Annotated in this window: 20 protein-coding genes and 3 pseudogenes; 11 read left to right on the top strand and 12 right to left on the bottom strand. The window is 57.3% G+C overall.

Annotated elements, in window-relative coordinates; genetic code table 11:
* Positions 1-123 precede the first annotated feature (123 nt).
* The 3 genes from EE949_RS02095 to EE949_RS02085 all read right to left on the bottom strand — a co-directional run bounded on the left by EE949_RS02095 (position 124) and on the right by EE949_RS02085 (position 2,945).
* Positions 124-1,017 (bottom strand): helix-turn-helix transcriptional regulator, encoded by an 894-nt coding sequence (locus EE949_RS02095; protein WP_122662415.1) that lies wholly within the window; start codon positions 1,015-1,017, stop codon positions 124-126.
* A 386-nt stretch (positions 1,018-1,403) separates the two neighbouring features.
* On the bottom strand, positions 1,404-2,375 hold the full coding sequence (locus EE949_RS02090) for a FecR family protein (RefSeq protein ID WP_240350516.1): 972 nt from the start codon (positions 2,373-2,375) through the stop codon (positions 1,404-1,406).
* A gap of 48 nt (positions 2,376-2,423) precedes the next feature.
* Complete coding sequence (locus EE949_RS02085) at positions 2,424-2,945, bottom strand: sigma-70 family RNA polymerase sigma factor (RefSeq protein ID WP_122662413.1); 522 nt, start codon at positions 2,943-2,945, stop codon at positions 2,424-2,426.
* A 217-nt stretch (positions 2,946-3,162) separates the two neighbouring features.
* Here EE949_RS02085 and EE949_RS02080 point away from each other — a divergent pair, with 217 nt between their 5' ends.
* From EE949_RS02080 to EE949_RS02070, 3 genes are all read left to right on the top strand, one after another.
* Complete coding sequence (locus EE949_RS02080) at positions 3,163-5,613, top strand: TonB-dependent siderophore receptor (RefSeq protein ID WP_240350517.1); 2,451 nt, start codon at positions 3,163-3,165, stop codon at positions 5,611-5,613.
* A 160-nt stretch (positions 5,614-5,773) separates the two neighbouring features.
* Positions 5,774-7,357: a PepSY-associated TM helix domain-containing protein gene (locus EE949_RS02075; RefSeq protein WP_205504868.1), complete on the top strand. Its 1,584-nt coding sequence runs from the start codon at positions 5,774-5,776 to the stop codon at positions 7,355-7,357.
* Positions 7,358-7,512: 155 nt separating this feature from the next.
* A complete protein-coding gene (locus EE949_RS02070) occupies positions 7,513-7,818 on the top strand; it encodes a DUF3649 domain-containing protein (protein WP_122662409.1) in 306 nt (101 codons plus the stop codon).
* A gap of 3 nt (positions 7,819-7,821) precedes the next feature.
* Here the strand turns inward: EE949_RS02070 and EE949_RS30090 are convergent, their stop codons facing one another.
* Together EE949_RS30090 and EE949_RS30085 are read right to left on the bottom strand one after the other, a co-directional pair.
* A complete protein-coding gene (locus EE949_RS30090) occupies positions 7,822-8,535 on the bottom strand; it encodes a methyl-accepting chemotaxis protein (RefSeq protein ID WP_431194209.1) in 714 nt (237 codons plus the stop codon).
* A 141-nt stretch (positions 8,536-8,676) separates the two neighbouring features.
* Positions 8,677-9,711: pseudogene (locus EE949_RS30085) on the bottom strand (methyl-accepting chemotaxis protein); the annotation flags it as partial.
* Between the two features lie 371 nt (positions 9,712-10,082).
* Between EE949_RS30085 and EE949_RS02060 the strand changes: the two are divergent.
* Positions 10,083-10,416 (top strand): annotated as a pseudogene (locus EE949_RS02060) (UDP-glucose 6-dehydrogenase); the annotation flags it as partial.
* 1 nt (position 10,417) lies between these two features.
* On the opposite strand, the gene EE949_RS02055 reads toward EE949_RS02060, so the two are convergent.
* Positions 10,418-11,059, bottom strand: a complete 642-nt coding sequence (locus EE949_RS02055) for a DUF1109 domain-containing protein (RefSeq protein WP_122662405.1) — start codon at positions 11,057-11,059, stop codon at positions 10,418-10,420.
* Positions 11,056-11,628, bottom strand: a complete 573-nt coding sequence (locus tag EE949_RS02050; protein ID WP_122662403.1) for a sigma-70 family RNA polymerase sigma factor — start codon at positions 11,626-11,628, stop codon at positions 11,056-11,058. Before EE949_RS02050 ends, EE949_RS02055 begins: the two co-directional genes overlap by 4 nt.
* Before the next feature lie 276 nt (positions 11,629-11,904).
* Here EE949_RS02050 and EE949_RS02045 point away from each other — a divergent pair.
* From EE949_RS02045 to dxs, 7 genes and pseudogenes are all read left to right on the top strand, one after another.
* Positions 11,905-12,111: pseudogene (locus EE949_RS02045) on the top strand (BufA1 family periplasmic bufferin-type metallophore); the annotation flags it as partial.
* Between the two features lie 96 nt (positions 12,112-12,207).
* Positions 12,208-13,050, top strand: a complete 843-nt coding sequence (bufB, locus tag EE949_RS02040; RefSeq protein WP_205504869.1) for an MNIO family bufferin maturase — start codon at positions 12,208-12,210, stop codon at positions 13,048-13,050.
* Positions 13,051-13,058: 8 nt separating this feature from the next.
* The gene (locus tag EE949_RS02035; RefSeq protein WP_240350518.1) at positions 13,059-13,805 is read left to right on the top strand and encodes an HvfC/BufC N-terminal domain-containing protein; all 747 of its coding nucleotides are present in this window, start codon (positions 13,059-13,061) and stop codon (positions 13,803-13,805) included.
* Positions 13,806-13,822: 17 nt separating this feature from the next.
* The gene (locus EE949_RS02030) at positions 13,823-14,296 is read left to right on the top strand and encodes a DoxX family protein (RefSeq protein ID WP_430735922.1); all 474 of its coding nucleotides are present in this window, start codon (positions 13,823-13,825) and stop codon (positions 14,294-14,296) included.
* A 105-nt stretch (positions 14,297-14,401) separates the two neighbouring features.
* Complete coding sequence (locus EE949_RS02025) at positions 14,402-14,644, top strand: exodeoxyribonuclease VII small subunit (protein WP_020289635.1); 243 nt, start codon at positions 14,402-14,404, stop codon at positions 14,642-14,644.
* Complete coding sequence (locus EE949_RS02020; protein ID WP_122662397.1) at positions 14,641-15,528, top strand: polyprenyl synthetase family protein; 888 nt, start codon at positions 14,641-14,643, stop codon at positions 15,526-15,528. Before EE949_RS02025 ends, EE949_RS02020 begins: the two co-directional genes overlap by 4 nt.
* Positions 15,529-15,688: 160 nt before the next feature.
* On the top strand, positions 15,689-17,584 hold the full coding sequence (gene dxs / locus EE949_RS02015) for a 1-deoxy-D-xylulose-5-phosphate synthase (RefSeq protein WP_122662395.1): 1,896 nt from the start codon (positions 15,689-15,691) through the stop codon (positions 17,582-17,584).
* 168 nt (positions 17,585-17,752) lie between these two features.
* Here dxs and EE949_RS02010 read toward each other — a convergent pair whose 3' ends face one another.
* From EE949_RS02010 to thiL, 5 genes are all read right to left on the bottom strand, one after another.
* Positions 17,753-18,385, bottom strand: a complete 633-nt coding sequence (locus tag EE949_RS02010; protein WP_122662393.1) for a Vat family streptogramin A O-acetyltransferase — start codon at positions 18,383-18,385, stop codon at positions 17,753-17,755.
* Positions 18,386-18,506: 121 nt separating this feature from the next.
* Positions 18,507-18,926: an MFS transporter gene (locus EE949_RS02005; protein WP_122662391.1), complete on the bottom strand. Its 420-nt coding sequence runs from the start codon at positions 18,924-18,926 to the stop codon at positions 18,507-18,509.
* A complete protein-coding gene (gene ribA, locus EE949_RS02000; RefSeq protein WP_122662388.1) occupies positions 18,923-19,540 on the bottom strand; it encodes a GTP cyclohydrolase II in 618 nt (205 codons plus the stop codon). The genes EE949_RS02005 and ribA overlap by 4 nt, the downstream gene beginning before the upstream one ends.
* Before the next feature lie 304 nt (positions 19,541-19,844).
* Positions 19,845-20,354, bottom strand: a complete 510-nt coding sequence (locus EE949_RS01995; RefSeq protein ID WP_122662386.1) for a phosphatidylglycerophosphatase A family protein — start codon at positions 20,352-20,354, stop codon at positions 19,845-19,847.
* Positions 20,351-21,316 carry a thiamine-phosphate kinase gene (gene thiL, locus EE949_RS01990; RefSeq protein WP_122662384.1) on the bottom strand — a complete coding sequence of 322 codons (966 nt, stop codon included), beginning with the start codon at positions 21,314-21,316 and terminating at the stop codon, positions 20,351-20,353. The genes EE949_RS01995 and thiL overlap by 4 nt, the downstream gene beginning before the upstream one ends.
* Positions 21,317-21,391: the final 75 nt, after the last annotated feature.

Raw genomic sequence — 21,391 nt, 5'->3', positions numbered from 1 at the left:
CTCGGCTCCTACAGGATTAACGCGAATCCGTGGGACCGGCTTTAGCCGGGAAGAGGCCGGGGCATTCAATACATCTGTATCGTCTGAAATACTGCCTTCCCGGCTAAAGCCAGTCCCACGTTATCAGGCTCCTTCCATCTCCGCCGAAGCCTCAATCTCTGCTGCCTGGTACTGAAGCAGCGGGATATCCACCAAAGCTACTTGCAGCGGAGAAAAGTGGTTTTCTTCTTCCGAGTCGCTGGTGCTCAAGCTGATGCCCAGCGGCATGCCTGCGTACGCATCCAGCGTCAGGTTGTAGATGTCGGCGTTGGCGGCACGCACGCTCGTGGTTGAGCCACCTGCGAGATGGACGTGGGTATGGCTGATCAAGTCCATGACGGCCGCGCTGTCCAGGTTGTATTTGCCTACCAGCATATGGACACCCTGCTGGGCAACAGCTGAGTTGTTGGTATCGAACGCAAGTTCGTCTGTGAAGTATTCGTCCAGTGCCCGGTAGAGCTCCGGAGTCATGCCTTCTTCACTGTCCCAGCCCAGTTGCCAGGCATCGTCATGCGGACGATCTGATGCTTCGTCGAGCAGACGGATGCGATGAATCAGAGCCGGGTTGATCAGAAGCTGTCGGTTGTTCAGGGTGCTGACCACCAGCCATTGCGGTTCTGCATGCTCGACGCTCAGTACATCAGAGGCCTGAGAATATTGCGCGAACGTGATGGGGTACCAACGGCAATTCGTCTCGCCAGGAAGCATTAAACCTAAGTGCCCCCAGAAGCCGTCGAAGATGGCATCTTCACCTGGAACCCAATGGTTGGAGGTCATTCTTCGGCCATTAGTGGCGAAATCCATGATGTCATCGACATTGCTGCCCAGAAGCGTGGCGATGTCCCTCAGGACCGGAATACCAGGGTCTGCTTCGCCGCTGTCCCACTGCCCGATGAGTTGCTCGGACACACGCAATGCCTTGGCAAAATCCGCCATCGGCATGCCCAGCGCGGCGCGTAATTTTTGTATGTATTGCATGACTCTCTCCAGCCGTTAGTGCTTCAAGAAGCAGATGCTGATCCAGCAGGTGACCGGTACGTCAGCATCTTTCGGAGGAGAAAACTATCTGGAGTCAGCGAATGCGTTCGTGGTGAGGGGCTATGAGGGTTGTAGTGGATAACGTAAATGGCTGACAGAAGATTCTTACGAAGAGAAGCGAAAGGCCGTGCTGGCCTGCCAAGCAGCCGACCAATCACTGAATGGAATGCGATCCCCCTGTGGGAGCAGAGCTTGCTCGCGATGAACGATGACAGGGTCCGCCTGAAACAATGAGGTGTTGGCATCGCGGGCAAGCCCTGCTCCCACAAAGGACCCTGTTTCAGCGCGACAGCATGGTGTAAGTCACACCGAAGTGGCTCTACAGACTAAATCCCCGCCTTACCCTCTTTCACCGCCTCGCCATTCATCACCACTGTCAGCCAAGGCAGTTGATAGATGCGCACGGGCTGGGTTTGGGACAGAACATTGAGCATGCCGGGTATGTCGTCGAGGTTGAATACGCCGCTGACGGCGGTATCGGGCAGGTTGCCAGCAACGACCAGTGAGCCGGGCATGTAGCGCTCGATGTCGGCGAGCACTTCGGACAATGGGCGGCGGTTGAAGATGAGTTTGCCGCGCTGCCAGGCCGAGGCGGTGGTGACGTCCAGCGGGCTGGTAGTTGAAGGCGCAGAGCCGTTTTCGAACTCGAGTTGCTGGGCGACTTTCAGCGGTACGGCTTCGCCGCCCGAAGAAACCTTCACTTCGCCCTCGGTGACGCCGACGCGGACTCGCTGGCTCTGGCGGTCTACATCGAATCGCGTCCCAACAGCCTGCACGCTACCGCCAGACGCCTGAACGACAAAAGGCCGGTTGGCGTCTTTGCTGACTTGAAACAGCGCCTCGCCTTTAAGCAGGCTGATATCGCGACGGTTGGCCGAGTAATGCACAGACAACGCTGTGGCGCTGTTCATCCAGACCTGGCTACCGTCTTCGAGGGTGAGCATTTTGCGCTCGCCGACCGCCGTGGTGTGGTCGGCGAAGTAGACTTGAACAGGCTCTGTAAAACTGGTCAGCGCCAGCGCGCCCAACCCGGCAGCCAGTGCGACCCAACGTAAAGGGCGGCGCTGGGGCGTGGCCGGGGGCTCGAAGACTTCAGCGGCCCGGGTCTTCGGAATGGCCTGCCACATCTGTTCGGCAAGCCCGGCTGCGGCTTCATGCGCAGGGCTTTGCTGACGCCAGCGGGCGAACGCGGCGTGCTCCGATTCACTGGCGCTGCCCGAGGTCAGCCGCACCCATTGTTCAATGGCCTGATCTTCCAGCTCAACGTTGGGCATTGCGTGGTTCATAGGCTCGGTCATGGTGATGGGCTCGAAGAAGCCGCCAGTGGAGAGTGCATCGTGCTCATTCTAAATGCACTCCGACTGGCGTAGCCAATCCCGACAGTGACGCATGGCCTGCACGATGTATTTGCCCACCGAACTTTCCGATACCCCAAGACGCGTGGCGATTTGCGCGTGAGTCAAACCTTCGAGGCGATTGAGCAGCAACGCCAGCCGCGCGTTGCTCGGCAATAGATGCAACGCCTTATCGAGTTGTTCGATCGCTTCAGCCGCCAGAAACGAGCGCTCCGGCGATGCCATCGAGTCGCAGAAATCCTCGTCGAGCGCGTCGTCGTCCTGTAATGCCGAGCGCCGTTGCTCCTGACGCAGACGGTCGATTGCCAGATTGCCCGCCACCCGAAAGACAAAAGCTCGCGGCTCCATAATCTGAGCCGTGTCGGACAACCCGGCCAAGCGTAGATAGGTGTCCTGAGCCACATCTGCCGCCTTTTCCACATTGCCCAAACGACGCGCGAGAAAGGCCAACAGGTCGGCGTAATGCTCCTGAAAGACTGTCAGCAAGTGATTTGAGTTGGGTGAAACAGACATTCGGACTGCCCCGACGGGTGAGGCGTGCATCCTATCTCAACTGAGAACAGTTATCATCACTATCTCCTCGCCAATGCGCTTTTGATCTAGCCACATCACGCCGATGAAAAATATTTCAACAATCGACGGCAAGGTTGGGGGAGATGATTCGTCGTTGGGGTAGGCGCGAATAATTCTCATGTCGTGTCACCACCTACATTCAAGACGGACGATTTAAATGCAGGCACCTTCCAAGTTATTTGCTCCGGTCAATGGACGCACATTGACCCTGACGCTGATGTTGACCATGGCTGGCAGCCTGCCATTGATGCCGCTTTCAGCGCTGGCCGCTGACACCTCGACCAGCATTGACCTGAAGTTACCGGAGCAATCGCTGGATCAGGCACTCACCCAACTGGCTGATCAGGCCAACGTCCGTCTTATCTTCAACTCCAGCGATGTAGGCGCGCTGCGCACACCCGCACTGCAAGGCAAATACACATTGGGCCAGGCCATGGACCGGCTGCTGAAGGGCAGCGGCTTCACTTGGCGCTTGCTGGACGATCGCACAGTGGTGCTGGAGAAACTGCCGGTTTCCGGTGATTCCGCGATGGTATTGGGCGCCACCAATGTCAACGCTGTGGGCCAGCTAGGGACTACCACTGACGGGACGGGTTCTTACACCACCGGTGGCAGCAGCACCGCGTCCAAGCTGAACCTGAGCCTGCGCGAAACACCGCAGACGGTGAGCGTCGTGACGCGTCAGTTAATGGACGACAAGAAACTCACCAGCCTCGATAAGGTGCTGGAGCAGACACCCGGTATCACCTTTCAGTACCGTAACTTCGGTGGTCACGTTTACACGTCGCGGGGTTTCTCGCTGCTGGCTGAAAGCTTTCTGATTGATGGCGTGCCAGGTCAGGGCTACCAGATCACCGGCTGGATGAAACCTGATACCGCCATTTACGATCGCGTCGAAGTATTGCGCGGCGCTTCCGGCCTGCTAGTGGGTGCAGGCGAGCCTGGAGGAGCAGTCAATCTGGTGCGCAAGCGCCCAACCGCGGAGAACAAGCTGACGGTGCAGGCCAGCGCAGGCTCCTGGGATCGCTACCGCATGGATCTGGACGCCAGCGGCAAGCTCAATGACTCCGGCAGCGTGCGCGGCCGTATGGTCACCGCTTACGAAGACAACGGTTCTTACATCGACGAGCGCAACACCCGCACGCCGTTGATGTACGGGATTGTCGAAGCCGACGTGAATGATGACACCACGCTGACCCTGAGCCTGCGTCATCAGCAAAACGTCATCAACGGCTATTCGATTTACGGCCTGCCGCGTTACAGCAACGGTAACTCGCTGGATATCTCCCGCTCGACATCGCTGGTGCAGGACTGGAACCGGCACGAGAGCGACATGAGCGAGGTGTTTGCCGAAGTTGAGCACCGCTTCAATGATCGCTGGAGCAGCACCACCTCAATGACGTATTCCGAGGGCGGGTTTGATCAGCAGATTGCTTATGCTCGCCGGGCTATCAATCCTGCAACCAACACAGGCTCAGTTTTTCAGAACACGCTATTCCGACGCGATGAAGTCGCCAGTACAGGATTGGATAGCCATGTGAATGGCAACTTCGAAGCGTTTGGCCTGAACCATGAAGTGACAGTGGGCGCCACATGGTCCAGACAGGAAGCAAATACCAAGCAAGTACAGGTGTCAGCTCGAAACCTGCCGGTGGACGTGTTCAACGTCAATCACCATGCGTTCGCCAAACCAGCAAGGCCGGCATGGGCAACCGATATCGACATGACCGAAGAGCGCTCGGGTGTTTATGCCAACTCGCGGTTGCGCCTGACGGAACAACTGAGTCTGGTACTCGGCGGTCGCGCCAGTTGGTATGACTACACCTACGACGTCGATAAAGGTGCCGCCCTCTCTTACGAATCCAAAGTTACCCGTGAGGTGACTCCTTATACGGGCCTGATCTACGACATCAACGACAACTGGTCGTGGTACGCCAGCTATGCGGAGATCTTCAACGCACAAGGCAACTACATTGATGCCAGCGGCTCGCCATTGTCTCCCTCGACAGGTGACAACTATGAGACCGGCATCAAAGGCGAGCTTTTCGATAAGCGTCTGAATTTGTCCATGGCTCTGTTCTACATCAAGCAGGAAAATGTAGCCGTCGCGACCACAAACTTTAATTGCACGACCACAGACCTGGACGGCGTTTGCTACGAAAACGGCGTCACCAAACGCAGCAAAGGCATCGACATAGAAGCCAGCGGTGAAGTGCTCCCGGGCTGGCAGGTCTTTGGCGGTTACACCTTCAACCTGCTGCGCAACGACAGTGAAGCGGTTGAAGTCGCCTACGAAACACCCAAGCACATGCTGCGCCTGCAAACCAGCTACAACCTGCCGGGTGTATGGGACCGTCTGACTATCGGCGGCGGTGTTTCAGCGCAATCCGGTTACAAGGCCGCGGTCGAAGGGCTGGATTTCGGCAGTCAGGGCTACGCCATCTGGGATGCCCGCGCCAGCTGGAAGCTGGACGAACACTGGAAGGTTTCGCTGAACGCTGAAAACCTGTTTGACCGTCGCTACTACACCACAGCAGTCGCCACTGACCGTTCGAACCTGTTTGGTGACCCGCGCAGCTACATGCTGACGCTACGTGGCGACTTCTGATTAAAGCCCAGGCAAAGCAAAACCGAGCGGCGAACACTTCCCCTGTAGGAGTGAGCTTGCTCGCGATACGTTCTTTCAGTTGGCAAATCACGGCCAGCCAGGACGCTATCGCGAGCAAGCTCACTCCTACCGAATTTGCTTCAAATCAGCGAGCCAGATCGTGAAAGGTAAATTTCGCCAGTCCATGTCATGGCTGCACACCTGGTGTGGGCTGGCCTGCGGCTGGCTGCTGTGCGCGATTTTTCTGACCGGTACGTTGAGCGTTTTCCGGGAACCCATCACGCGCTGGATGGAAGCTGAGCCACTGGTTGCAGTCGATCAAAGTGCCGCCGCCAGCGACGATACAGCGATGGCACGCTCCGCCGAACGTTACCTGCTTGAGCACGCTACAGGCGCCCGATTCTGGCGGGTCGAGTTCCCCCAGCACCCCGGGCAGGCCCTGCAACTGGCCTGGCGTGCAGGCTCCACTCTCCAGCAGGTTTCGCTGTCCGCCGAGACGGGGGACGTACTGCCCGGCGGCGGAGTGCGAAAAACCGAAGGCGGCCGGCACTTCATGTCGTTTCATTACATGCTGCACTTACCGGTATTGGGTTTCTGGCTGGTGGGCTGGCTGACCGTGGGCATGCTGGTGGCGCTGGTCTCTGGCGTGATAATCCACCGCCGAATCTTTCAAGACTTCTTCACCTTTCGGCCCAAAAAAGGTTTGCGCTCCTGGCTGGACGCGCACAACGCCACGGCGGTCATGACCCTGCCCTTTCTGCTGATGATCGCCTACACCGGGCTGGCGATTTTCTATACCAGCTACATGCCTTGGCCACTGCAGGCGGCCTATGGTGCGAGCCCGAATGCCTACAGTCAGTTTCAATCGCAATTGTCGGGGCCAGCGACATTGGCCAGTCCGGGCAGTCACACGTCGATAACCCCGAATGACTGGCCTTCTTTGTTGCGACAGGCACAAGCGCTGACCGGCCAGAACGCACGCATGTTGCTGGTACAGAACCCGGAACGGCCTAACGCGACCATCCGGATTATGGGCCGCCCCGATACAGCACATCCTTCGCAAACACTGTTTACCCCACAAGCCAGTGTGCTGTTCAACGGTGTGACAGGCGAGACATTACACGTCCAGAAACCGCTGTCAGAAACGGTGTCGCCCGGTGACCGGATCTATGGAGTATTGCGCTCGCTGCACTTCGCCGAATTCGGCGGATGGGGCATTAAATGGCTGTATTTCGGTAGCGGTTTGCTGGGCATGGCGATGATGGCTACCGGCACGCTGCTGTTCACCATCAAGCGCCGTAACAAGAGCCAAAAAGAATTTGGTGCCGCGACGGCCAGAATCTATCGCTGTATTGAGGCATTTAACGTGACGAGCATTGCAGGCATTGGCGTGGCTTGCATCGGTTATTTCTACGCCAACCGATTCATACCGTTGGACGTGCCAGAACGCGCCACGTGGGAGATTCGCAGTTTCCTGCTGATCTGGCTGGCGACGTTGATTCACGCATTAATCAGGCCCACAGCCCGAGCCTGGACTGAGCAGTTTGCTACCGCCGCTGTACTGTGCCTGTGCCTGCCACTGCTCAATTTTTATACAACCGGCCAGCATATTGGCGGCTACCTCAGTACCGGAGATTGGCAACGCGGGAGCGTCGAGGCCGTAGCGCTGGGGGTTGGCGTCACGCTGGTGATTGCTTTGTTGAAGCATCGAATGGCTAACCAGACAACCCGCAGCTCGATTTGAAACGCCGTTTATTGTGGGAGCTGAGCTTGCTCGCGATAAGGGCACTGCGATTCTAAAGTGAACCGTGTCCAGCCTTATCGCGAGCAAGCTCAGCTCCCACATAAAATGCGCATTCCAATTCGCAAATTATTTGTGGCATCTACAGGTGATGTGCAATGAAAAAAGCCACCAACACACACCTCTACCGATGGATGATTTTCAGCCGGGTGCTGGCCGCCACGGTGGGCGGTTATGTTTTGTCTGCATTGGTGATGGCGATGCTTGCGCTGTTGCTACCGCGCCTCTCGGACATCGATCCCGCGAGCGTCGTGCAGATCACGACGCTGCTGAGTTTTGTGTTGTACACCGCTGTCGTCATCTGGGTATTCAGCGCTGCCAGCGTCTGGCGAGTGTGGTTCGGCCTTGGGTTGGCGGCGTTGCTGACGGGCGCGGTAATCGTCGGGCTGACGATTACCGCGTAATCGTTAAACCTTGAAGTGCCCGACCATCGTCTGCAACTGCCCGCCCAATCGGGCAAGCTCGACACTCGACGCAGCGGTCTCTTCACTGGCCTCTGCAGTCTGCTCGCACACGTCGCGAACATTGACGATGCTGCGGCTGATTTCATCGGCAACCGAGCTTTGTTGCTCAGCCGCTGCGGCGATTTGCTGGTTCATCGCCTGGATGCTGGAAACCGTCTGGGTGATGCTTTCCAGCGAGGTGCCCGCCTTGCGAGTCAGCGCAACGCTGCTATCGGTCAGCGAGCGGCTACCCAGCATGATTTGCGAGACCTGACGGGTACCGTTTTGCAGGCCGGCAATCAGGCTTTCGATCTCCTCGGTGGATTGCTGGGTACGCTGGGCAAGACCCCGTACTTCGTCGGCAACTACTGCGAAACCACGCCCGGCTTCACCGGCCCGGGCGGCTTCGATGGCAGCGTTAAGGGCCAGCAGGTTGGTCTGCTCAGCCACGGCTTTGATCACGTCCATGACTTTGCCGATCTTGTCACTTTCCTGCTCCAGCAGCGTCATGGCGTCGCTTGAGCGCAGCACTTCACCCGCCAGTTTTTCGATCTGCGTAATCGCCTCACCCACTACCTTGTCACCGTCCCGGGCCTGCGCGTCAGCGTTGGCAGCGGCAACCGAAGCCTGCTCTGCGTTGCGAGCGACTTCGTGCACGGTTGCGGACATTTCCTGCATGGCCGTCGCGACCTGGTCGGTCTCGATTTTTTGATTATTAACCCCGGCGCTGGTTTGCTCGGTAACGGCAGACAACTCCTCGGCAGCACTGGCGATCTGCGTCACGCCATCGCGAATCCCGCTGATCAGATCACGCAACGTGGCGCCCATGCGCTGGATACCTTGTTGCAGTACGCCCAGTTCGTCGCGACGGGTAACAGTAATGGTGTGAGTCAAATCGCCAGAGGCGATGCGATCAACGACGTCAAGAGTTTGCTGCAGCGGACGGGTGATCTGCCGGGTGATGATAAAGGCAGCAAAAATACCTAACAGAAGGGCCAAAACAGTGCCGCCGATCTGCAGGCTGCGGGCCGTGGTGGTGTCTTCAGCGGCGAGTTGCAGCTGGATTTTGGAGAGTTCCTCACCCAGATTGACGATTTCGTAACCTTGGGCGGTCATGTCCTTGCGCGCCGTCACGATAGAGTCGTTCGCGGTTTTATAAGCCTGAACCAACGTCAGGTAAGTACGCAGGGACGCCTCCAGTTGAGCGACTTCGCTGCTGCGGGTAGCGTTGAAAGCGGCCTTGAGCTTATCCACGTTTTTAATGGCTGTTTCCAGCTGACTGAACGCCGCCTGCTCAGTTTTTTCGTTGGAGTTGCCGGTATAACCGCGCACCTCATAACGGACCAGCTGAAAGTCCATTTTGGCGTCGGCCAGCAACTGCAACTGGTCTGAGCGCTCTGGGCTGGTCGGGTCCAGCTTAAGCACGTCGTCATTGATAGTGGCAATCAACCGGGCGCCTTGGGTCGCCTGTACGCCCATATCGGCCCGGACTTTGGTGCTGGTCTGATAACCACTGCGCATCTGGCTCAGCGACATCTCATAGTTTTTGATGATGTCGGCAAGTTGCGTGAGCGCTTTGGTGTTGAGGGGATTGGTTAAGGTCGACAGCAGAAACTGCTGTTGCTTCTTGAAGTCATCCAGGGAGGTCTGCACTTTTTGTGCGGCAGCGTCATCACCGTTTGCGATCATGTATTGCAAACGCGCGACACGTAATACGGTCAGGCGATCAGTGAGCTCACTGATATCGCCAATTTTCTCGGTCCGGAAGATCAGCTTATCCAGGCTAGTCCATCCCAGGAGCGACAGCAGCGCCGTGAATAAAAGCACAACCCCGAACCCCAGGGCTAACTTCATGGTGACGCTGATATTGGCCAAGCTGCTATTCATAAAATCTCCGTGATATGCCTGTGTTCCCCCATTGCACGCTGTGGTTATTTTTATTGAGAGCAGCCTGTGCACAGGGCGTATCGGCCCGCCAACCCGATAACTTGACTGTTTGTTGATTTTTTTTGAGGTGCAGCTCTGGTTTCACGCCTCGTATAAACCGTCGATCCAGAGCCCTCACCTGCCTTGAAATAACCAATAAACAGGCTCGATTTCGGCGTTTCACTAGCTGTAACACTCAGTAAATATCCTCAGCTCGTCAGTGAAATGGCGTCGCTTGGCGAGAACCGCTGCAGATGCCTGCCCCGATCTCCGAAAATACGTTCCAAGGGTTATCACTCATGAAGATCAGCGTTTTCGGATCAGGCTATGTCGGCCTGGTGGCCAGTGCCTGCCTTGCCGATGTCGGTCATGACGTCATGTGCATGGATGTTGATCCGCGCCCGTATAGAGCAACTGGATGCAGGCGAAACGCCCATCCATGAACCTGGTCTGGACATGCTCATTCGCAGCAATGTCCATGCACAACGTCTGTTGTTCTCAACCGATGCGGCGCAAGCGGTGAATTTTGCCGATCTGCTGTTCATCGCAATCGGCACGCCGTCCGATGAGGATGGCAGCGCTGACTTGCAACAGGTACTCGCCGTCGCGCAAAGCATCGGTCAGCACATGCAGGTTACCAACGCAACAAAAAGGGGCCGACAAAAGCGCCCAGAACGGTGGGCAGCGACATTCCAAGGACATACCAAACCGCCCAGAAAGGTATTTCCACTTCAGGACAGTGCAGGCAGTAAGCCAGACATCCCAAAGCGCCGGCCAGCAAACCGCAACAGGCGCCTGCCATCCTCAAGCGGGTCGGGGCAAAACTGCGCAATGCCCAAAATGCAACGATGAACCCGGGAATCGAAAGCGAGGCGATGCCAATCGCACAGGTGCGCCAGCTAATCCCGAAAACAAGCATGGAGCGGTGACCAGGCTCCGCGTTGGCCATCACGCCAAAGGCTGCTGTCCACACGACAACCAGCATGACAATAATCCACGCACCGCCAGCGCCACTGCTCATACCCGGCCGAGCCAGCCGGTTGAGCATGAGCATGGCCCCCAGCATTACGCACAGCGGCGTAAATGCTTTCGCCCAGAACGTCAGGGTTAAGACGGCCTGAGCGATATCAGCCCTGACACCGAAGAACAGCACGACACACAGCAGCGCCGTAAAAAGGCCAAGCAGCACCACTAACGCAAATCGCTTTGCAGGCAATCGACGATCGACAGGCTGCACCCCGCTGGCCAGCATGGAAATCAGCTCATCCGTTTTCATCGCTTACCTCTGATCAATGCCGCCAACTTTTTTAGCCCCCTATGCACACCAATTTTTACTGCTGACTCTGACAAGCCCGTTATCTGAGCGGTCTGGATAACTGAAAGGCCTTCGAGCTTTACAAGCTGTATTGGCAAACGCTGGCGATCCGGGAGTTCATTCAAAAGCTTTTCAAGATCGCGACTTGCCTGAGCAGGCTCCAGATGCGGCTCAGCCAAAAGCTCGCCCGCGTCCTCCAGCGAATCGTGGAACACTTCTCTGCGTGATCGGGCGCGGAACCGATCGCTGAGCTTATAACGGGCAATCGCAAAAACCCACGCGGTCAATGGCTGCTCCGAGCGATAGGTTTGTCGGCTGTTGTGCACCGCCAATAGAACTTCCTGCAAAAGATCCTCGATGTCCTCAGGTTGACCTTTAAGTTTCCCGCGCAAAAAACCGCGTAAATGCGTACTGAGCCCAGCGAGGAAATTACGATAAGCCGACTCGTCGCCCTCCAGTCCGCGAAGAAACAGCGCCTGTAGATCCTTCTCTCTGCGGCGCAATAACTCGCTGTGTGTATTTCGGTCCATTCCACACCTTGGTTACAGGTATACAAAAATATTTCCCAGCCACGTGGGGAGCCCGACGTCCCTGGCGCTCCCGATCACGCGCTGAGTATGGATAGTTCATGCAACGCAGCGAGTCTGCCGAATCCATCCAGCACCAGCATCCGGCAAAGAATTTCCAAAAATATTTATGCGTAGCTGTAACCCGATTCCGGAAACGGGCGAATTACCTGTTGGCCCGCATTTCAGCGCTCTTCGGCGTTGGTGAGTGCCCCAACAATCATTCTCGGAGAAAACAATATGAACAACATAAAAACCGCCGCTCTCGCCATCGCCCTTTCGTCTTTTGCTGCCACCGCCATGGCGGCAGAAACCCCGGCCGCAAAAGAGGGAGCCAAAGAACGTTGCTACGGCATTTCGCTGGCAGGCAAAAATGATTGCAAGGCAGGCGCAGGCACCTCTTGCGCAGGCTCGTCCAAAACCGACTATCAGGCTGATGCGTGGAAATAAGTTCCGGCAGGGACATGTACATCGATCACCACCCCGAAGGGCATGGGCACCCTTAAAGCAATGTAAAGGCGTCATTACGGAGAACTGCCGGTCATGAACAAAAATCCAGTGATGGGCGCCGGACTCGGCCTTAAAGCGGAGCATTTTGCAGAGGCGCTCGAAAGCAGGAGTCATGGGCTCTGGTTCGAAGTCCATCCGGAAAACTACATGATCGGCGGCGGTCCGCGTATTGATTGGCTGGAGGCTATTGGTGATCAGCACTCGCTATCGCTGCATGGTGTTTCCTTGTCGCTGGCGGCCGACTGCCCACCGGATGTGGAACACCTGCGACGCCTGAAGGCTCTTGCTGATCGTCTGCAGCCTGTGCTCATTTCGGAGCATCTTGCCTGGTCAACATGGCGAGGTCGGTACTACCCCGACCTGCTTCCCTTCCCTCGCAGTAACGCTGCGCTCATCCGCATCATCGACAATATTCAACGAGCGCAGGATACGCTCGGGCGCAAGATCTCGGTTGAAAACCCCACCCACTACTTGAAGCTTGAAGGTCATGACTGGAGTGAGGTCGACTTTCTGAAAGAGCTTGCCGGCCGAACCGGCTGCGGCTTACTGCTGGACGTCAATAACGTTCATATCAGTGCCCATAATCTGGGCTTCGATGCCAAACACTACATTGATCAGTTCCCTGTCCAAGCCATAACAGAGATACATCTGGCCGGTCATGCTCTGGATGCAGGGGCCTCATCGCTACTGATCGATAGCCATGACTCACCGGTTTCAAAAAGTGTCTGGTCGCTTTACCGTCATCTGATAACCCACGCTGGGCCTCGACCGACGCTGATCGAACGCGATGACCAGTTACCTGCATTCGACTGCCTGCTCGCTGAGCGCAATATCGCCCAATCGATACTGCACAACGAACCGGAACTTAGCCCATGAACCTTTCATTGAGCGAATTTCAGGACGAGTTCATCAGCCAACTGTATGGAGACGGGCAAGGGACGTTGCTCAACATCAGCCAGCAAACCGGCTTTGAGGTTTACCGCAATACGGTCGTAAAGGCAGCTGTTGATGCGTTAATGGCCAATTTCCCGACCATTGAACGGCTGGTAGGCCATCAGTGGTTTCAAGCGGCAGCCATTCGGTACGCGAAGCAATCACCGCCTTCAGACCCTCGACTACTTTTTTACGGTGCGGAATTTCCGGACTTTCTCGATACCTTCGAACAGGCCAACACACTGCCTTACCTGAGCGATGTCGCTAGGCTGGATCTGCTGTGGATTGCGGTGCATAGCGCGACCGAAGAGCCAGGCTTTGATATCCAGACTTTCGCAACCCCGGATGAGCAAACGCTATTGAGTACGCGCCTCAAGCCAAAACAGGCCGCGCGCTGGATATGGTTTGCGAGTCATCCCGCTTACACGCTCTGGCATCTAAACCGGGCTCAGCTGGAAGTACCAACAAACCTGAACTGGCAAGGTGAGGGCGCACTTTTGACCAGAAATGCCGGCCAGGTCATATGGCACCCACTCAGTGTCGGCGGCTGCGCCTTTCTTGACGGTTGCGCCATGGAGCTCTCCTTAGAGCGCGCCGCTGAACTCGCACTAGATAAAGAACCTGACCTCGATCTGAACACCCTGCTTGTTCACCTGATAGCTGCCAATACCTTCGCGGCAGCTGAATCCAACCAATAATAATTCTGGAAACATTTATGGACATGCCAAAAACCAAACCGGTCACCCCCTCGCAGCATATGCGCGCTTATTGGAATGATCTGACCGAACGCTTGCAGCGACAGATAAGCGACAGCCTGCTGTCGCTGATTGCCCGAGTCTCGATTGCCGCCATATTTCTGATGTCTGGACGCACCAAGGTTGAGGGCCTTATCTCTATTAATCCGAATACCTATGAGCTGTTTCGCATGGAATACGACCTGCCGTTGATTTCACCGATTCTGGCCGCTCATATAGCCACCTACGCAGAGCATTTATTCCCGTTGCTGTTGATCATTGGGCTGTTCACCCGTCTATCTGCGCTGGCTCTGCTGATCATGACCTTGGTGATTCAGGTATTCGTTTACCCGGATGCCTGGGCGACGCATCTTGCCTGGGCGGGCCTGCTACTGATCGTTATAGGTCGCGGCGCAGGACGAATATCGCTGGATAGCAAAATGGCTATTAAATAAAGGTTTTTGCGGCAGGAATCGAGTCGCTTCCTGCCCCTGCCATTTGCTCCTCAGCCCTCGCTCTGCTAGTGTCGCGCCGGTTTAACCTCTACCGGAATAGCCCCCATGGCCCGCAAGAAAGCTGCACTGGATTTCGAACAATCCCTCGCTGATCTGCAAACGCTGGTAGAGCGTCTGGAGAATGGCGAGTTGTCGTTGGAAGACTCGCTGACCGCCTTCGAGCAGGGTATTCGCCTGACCCGCGATTGCCAGGGTGCCCTGGCGCAGGCCGAACAGAAGGTTCAGGTGCTGCTTGAGCGCGACGGTGAACTGGCCGAAGAGCCATTCGACGCGGAACAACCTGAATGATCGCGACCTATCAGGCACTGAGTCAGACCCGCGTCAACGCGGCGCTGGAAGGTCTGTTTGCAGCACCCGCTCCAGAGTTGACTCGCCTGTATGCTGCCATGCGCTACAGCGTGATGAACGGCGGCAAACGGGTACGCCCATTGCTGGCCTACGCCGCTTGCGAATCGATGGGCGGCAATGCAGAAGACGCCAACGGTGCAGCTTGCGCGGTTGAACTGATCCACGCTTACTCGCTGGTTCACGACGACTTGCCCGCCATGGACGACGACGATCTGCGTCGCGGGCAGCCAACCACCCACAAGGCATTCGATGAGGCCTGCGCGATTCTTGCCGGTGACGGTCTGCAGAGCCTGGCTTTTACTGCCCTGCTCGACCCACGACTGACCTCGCAGGACGCAGATACACGATTGCAAATGGTGAATACCCTGGCATTGGCTGCTGGCCCTGCCGGTATGGTCGGTGGTCAGGCAATAGACCTGGGTTCGGTGGGTTTGAAACTGGATCAGGCGGCGCTGGAGTTCATGCACCGGCACAAGACCGGCGCGCTGATCGAAGCCAGCGTAAAGCTCGGTGCCCTATCCAGCGGCAATGCCGATCAGGCCCGGCTTGATGCGCTGCAAGTCTATGCCCGTGCCATCGGTCTGGCTTTCCAGGTGCAGGACGACATTCTCGACGTTGAGAGCGATACCGAAACTCTCGGCAAACGCCAGGGTGCAGACATCGCTCGCGACAAGCCGACTTACCCGGCGTTGCTGGGGCTGGAGCCCGCCCGGCAATATGCCTTGCAACTACGAGATCAGGCCATCGACGCCCTGCGACCATTCGACGCGTCGGCTGAGCCGTTGCGCGAACTGGCCCGCTACATCGTCGAACGGCGTAACTGAACCCGAATCCGGAACCGAAAATATCTAGAACCGGCTTTGATCGGCCGGGTCAGATACTTGTGTTTGACAGGTTTGCCTGCGCATCAGCGGCTGCACTTCATGGGCAGCATGCGATGCATCAGGTAAACTGCCGCCTCTTTTACTTATAACGATTCGCCTGATGCCCACGACGTTTAAAGAGATTCCCCGCGTGCGCCCAACCACGCCGCTGCTCGACCGCGCTGAAACGCCGGACGGCTTGCGTCGCCTGGGCGAAGCCGAGCTGGAAGCCCTGGCCGATGAACTGCGCCTGGAGCTGCTCTATTCCGTTGGCCAGACCGGCGGGCACTTCGGTGCCGGGCTGGGTGTGATCGAGCTGACCATCGCCCTGCATTACGTCTTCGATACCCCGGACGACCGTTTGGTCTGGGACGTGGGCCATCAGGCGTATCCGCACAAGATCCTCACCGGCCGTCGCCAGCGCATGAACACCCTGCGCCAGAAGGACGGGGTTGCTGCCTTCCCGCGCCGCAGCGAGAGCGAGTACGACACTTTTGGCGTCGGTCACTCCAGCACCTCTATCAGCGCCGCACTGGGCATGGCCATTGCCGCCCGCCTGCAAGGCAGCGACCGCAAGTCCATCGCCGTGATCGGTGACGGCGCGCTGACCGCGGGTATGGCTTTCGAGGCGCTGAACCATGCGCCTGAAGTCGCCGCCAACATGCTCGTTATCCTCAACGATAACGACATGTCGATCTCACGCAACGTCGGCGGTCTGTCGAATTATCTGGCCAAGATCCTTTCCAGCCGTACTTACAGCAGCATGCGTGAAGGCAGCAAAAAGGTCCTGTCGCGCCTGCCCGGCGCGTGGGAAATTGCCCGCCGTACCGAGGAGTACGCGAAAGGCATGCTGGTGCCTGGCACCCTGTTCGAAGAGCTGGGCTGGAACTACATTGGGCCAATCGACGGCCACGACCTGCCCACCCTGATCGCGACGCTGCGTAACATGCGTGATCTCAAAGGTCCGCAGTTCCTGCATGTGGTGACCAAGAAAGGTAAGGGCTTCGCGCCTGCCGAAGTCGATCCGATCGGCTACCACGCCATTACCAAGCTGGAGCCTTTGAATGCTCCGGCAGCGGCGCCGAAAAAGGCCAGCGGGCCAAAATATTCTGGCGTATTCGGTCAGTGGCTCTGTGATATGGCCGAGGCCGATTCGCGTCTGGTGGGTATTACCCCTGCGATGAAGGAAGGCTCGGATCTGGTCGAGTTCAGCGAACGCTTCCCCGAGCGCTACTTCGACGTAGCCATTGCCGAGCAGCACGCCGTTACGTTGGCAGCGGGCATGGCTTGCGAAGGCATCAAGCCGGTGGTGGCGATCTATTCCACATTCCTGCAACGCGGCTATGACCAGTTGGTGCATGACGTAGCTGTGCAGAACCTCGACGTCCTGTTCGCCATTGACCGTGCAGGCCTGGTTGGCGAAGACGGTCCGACTCACGCAGGCAGTTTCGATTTGTCGTACCTGCGCTGCATACCCGGCATCGTGGTCATGACGCCTAGCGACGAAAATGAACTGCGCCTGATGCTCAGCACCGGCTACCTGCATAACGGCCCGGCTGCCGTGCGTTATCCTCGCGGCACCGGCCCCAATGCAGTGATCGACAGCAGTCTGGCGCCTATCCAGATTGGTAAAGGTATCGTCCGCCGTAACGGCCAGGGCGTTGCCATTCTGGTGTTCGGTGTGCAGTTGACCGAAGCCCTGAAAGTAGCGGAAAAAATCGACGCGACGGTGATCGACATGCGCTTCGTCAAACCCATCGACGAAGAGCTGATTCGCGAAGCCGCAGCCAATCACGAACTGCTTGTCACCTTAGAAGAAAACGCCGTGATGGGCGGTGCTGGTGCCGCTGTCAGCGAGTTTCTGGCACGGGAGAACATCCTCAAGTCCGTGCTGCACCTTGGCTTGCCGGATGTCTACGTCGAACACGCCAAGCCTGCACAAATGCTGGCTGAGTGTGGATTGGATGAGGCGGGTATCGAAGCGGCGATCAACGAGCGACTGGCGTTGATTGGCTGATTACAACAGTCCTGTAGGAGTGAGCTTGCTCGCGATAGCGTCCGTGGAAACGATAAATTCGTCGACCAGGACACCGCATCGCGAGCAAGCTCACTCCTACAGTGGATTGCATTTCAACTCGATGAGTATGCGTTGTTGATAACCGCTCTCCCCGCCACTGATACTGCACTAAACCGCTGCCTGTAACGCCTCGATATCACCTGAAACGATCACTTGCAGATTCCGGGTGATTTTCTCTATCGGCCAGTCCCACCAGGCAATGGCCAAAAGTCGCTCGCTGACTTCAGCAGGGAAGCGGTGCTTCAGGACTTTGGCTGGATTGCCGCCAACAACGCTGTACGCCGGGACATCACTGACGACGACCGAGCGCGAAGAAATAATCGCCCCGTCGCCGATCTTCACACCCGGCATGACCAGCACGTCGTAGCCCATCCACACATCGTTACCCACAACGGTGTCGCTTTTGTAGGGCAAGTCACCAGATTCAGGCGTGACCTTCTCCCAGCCATTGCCAAAGATCTGAAACGGATAAGTAGAGATGCCGCTAATCTTGTGGTTGGCACCGTTCATGATGAATTTGGTGCCTCTGGCCAACGCGCAGAATTTACCGATGATCAGTTTGTCGCCAATGAACGGGAAATGATAAAGCACGTTGCGCTCGAAGTTTCCCGAGTCTTCGGGGTCATCGTAGTAGGTGTAATCGCCCACGATGATGTTTGGATTGCTCACGGTGTTTTTAATGAAGCACACCTGCGGGAAACCGTTCATCGGGTGGGGGTTTTTGGGGTCCGGTCCGTTCATGGGAATTTCCTTTTTTCACGCAAGTACAAACAGCGTCTGTAGGAGCTGCCGCAGGCTGCGAATTCGGTCTGCCATGAAAATGCTTTCGCAGCCTTCGGCAGCTCCTACAGGGGGCAGTACTTCACGCTAGTTGCCGGGGTATGCGGTAGAGGTACAGAAGCACCACACTGGAAAACGCCAGCAGCAACAATGGCACCGTTTCCAGCCCGACAAAGACAGCCAGCGCCGCAATCCAGGCGGGCAATCCAGCGGCAAGAAACGCTACACGGCGGGCGTCCGCGAGGGCGATCCAGGCGGCGGGTTCTTCGGGGGTGTCACGGGCAGCGCCAGTGGCGATCAGTGCATGTTTATAGCGGCCGAAGGGCCTTAGGCTGACAAACATCGACAGCAGGCCTGCCACGAAGAATGGCATCGCCAAAACAGGAAGAATGGCGTTTTTGCTATCGAACGCGCCACTGATCACAAACAGCGGCGCCAGGGTCAACACCAGTTGCCACCACCACGCGAGGGCGAAGCGGCGTCTGGTGTTGTTGCGGTTCAAGCGCGATCAGCCTCGCCCTGATGCTCGTTGCCCATCATGTGGCCGAGCTTGCCGGCCTTGGTGGCCAGGTACAGTTTGTTGTGCGGGTTATGACCGGTGTGCAACGGCACGCGCTCAGCGACGTTGATGCCCATTTCGGTCAAGGCTTTAACCTTGCGCGGGTTGTTGGTCATCAAGCGCAGCGCATCGACACCCAAGTGCTGCAGCATTGGCAGGCAAATGGCGTAGTCGCGCTGGTCAGCGGCAAAACCCAGACGTTCATTGGCTTCAACGGTGTCAGCGCCGCCGTCCTGCAATTCATACGCACGGATCTTGTTCAGCAGGCCAATGCCACGACCTTCCTGACGCAAGTACAGCAAAACACCGCGACCTTCAGACGCGATGGCACGCAAAGCTGCTTCGAGTTGAGAACCGCAATCGCAGCGCTGACTGAACAACGCGTCGCCGGTCAGGCATTCGGAATGAACGCGCCCCAGCACCGGAGCGCCATCGGATACGTCGCCCAGGCTCAACACGAGGTGTTCACGACCGGTCGCATGCTCAAGAAAGCCATGCATGGTGAATTCGGCAAAAGGGGTAGGCAGCTTGGAAGCGGCTACAAATACGACGGGCACCGTGTGCTCCTGATCAGTATGGGACTGGAAATTCGCAAGGCACGCATTGTAACAGCACGCCCCTGTAGACGCTTATGCCGAATTGTCGACCATACAGATCGGGAAGTTAGATTGATGAGAATCTACTGTAGGAGTGACCGGGGTGGCGCTCCACCTTGCTCGCGATAGCGTCAGCACAGGCGATATATTCATCGACTGACAGACCGAATCGCGAGCAAGCTCACTCCTACAGGTACTGTGTTTGCTACGCAACAGCGTGGTATCAGGGACACCGGGGCCGCTCCTACAGGGTTATATTTTCAGCTCAAATCCACGCCCAGGCCCAGACCAGCCCTTGCATGGCGGCCCAAGCGAAGACGCCCGCCAATACATCATCGAGCATGATGCCTACGCCACCGTGAACATGCCGGTCGATCCAGTGGATTGGCCAGGGCTTGAGAATGTCGAAAAAGCGGAATACCAGAAACCCCACCAGCAACCAGACCCACCCCTCGGGCACGAGCCACAGCGTGATCCACATGCCGACCATTTCGTCCCAGACGATGCCTTCATGATCGTGCACGCCCAGATCGTCAGCGACTTTGCCGCACAGCCAGAAGCCGAACAACATGGTAATGCCGAGCATCAGCCAGTAGCCCCAGTCCGGGAGCATCTGCCAGAGCGGAATGAACGGCACAGCCACCATGGAGCCCCAGGTTCCCGGTGCTTTTGGCAGCGTGCCGGAACCGAAGCCGAACGCCAGGAAATGCCATGGGTTGGTCCATACCGACGGTGGAACGAACTCTGCCGGGACCTGCTTTGGATGATCTGTCACGGTGTCTCCCGAAAATGTTGGTAGCCGCGTGCCAGGACAGGAATGTCATGACCATTGGTGTCGATCAGCGCGACGCCTTCGCCGGCCTCGACCCGCCCGATTACATGGATGGGCAACCCTGCGTCGAGCAACGGCTGCACGTGTTCTGATGGCAACGTGAACGCCAGCAAATAATCGTCGCCACCACTCAATGCAGCCTCTCGCGCAGCCTGTAACCCGGTGAAGGCTAGCAAATGCTCAGACATCGGCAGCTTGTCCTGCTCAACCAGCAACCTGACGTGTGACGCACGTGCGATATGGCCGCAGTCGGCCAACAGGCCATCGGAGATATCCAGAGCGGCTGTAGCCTTGCCACGCAACGCCAACCCAAGAGCCAGTTGCGGCTGCGGCGACCAGTACCTCGCCAACAAGGCGTCTGCGGTAGACGCCTCAGTGGTGCGCTGGTTCAACACAAGGGGCAATGCGCCCGCCGCATCGCCCAACGGTCCACCTACACACAGCAGGTCGCCGGGCCGTGCGCCGCTGCGAGTCAATGCCTGCCCCGCCGGCACCCGGCCAAAAACCGTCACCGTGAGGCTCAATGGCCCACGCGTTGTATCACCGCCCACCAATTGCAAGCCGCAACCCTGTGCCATGAGGTTCAAACCTTCGGCGAAAGCCTTTAGCCAGTCAGCAGACACTTCAGGGAGGGTTAACGCGAGGGTGAAGGCAACGGGGGTTGCGCCCATGGCTGCCAGATCGCTGGCTGAAACGCCAAGCGCACGCTGGCCCAGGAGGAAGGGATCGCAGACGTCAGGGAAATGCACACCGACGACCAGCGTATCGGTCGAGATTGCCAACTGCTCACCGGGCGGCAGCGTCAGCAAAGCGCAGTCATCACCAATCCCCAGCGCCACACCCTCGCCCGCTTGAGCACAAGGCGCAGCAGCGAAGTAATTGCGGATCAGCTCAAACTCGCCCATCAGGATCTCTTATTGTTTTGAAGCTGTGTGGGTGTCTATCTGTGGGAGCGAATTCATTCGCGAAGAGGCCAGTAC

It is taken from the genome of Pseudomonas viridiflava, from assembly GCF_900602065.1.
Taxonomy (GTDB): domain Bacteria; phylum Pseudomonadota; class Gammaproteobacteria; order Pseudomonadales; family Pseudomonadaceae; genus Aquipseudomonas.
Note: the sequence above shows the minus strand (reverse complement) of the source record. Positions and strands in the feature narration are given on the sequence as shown.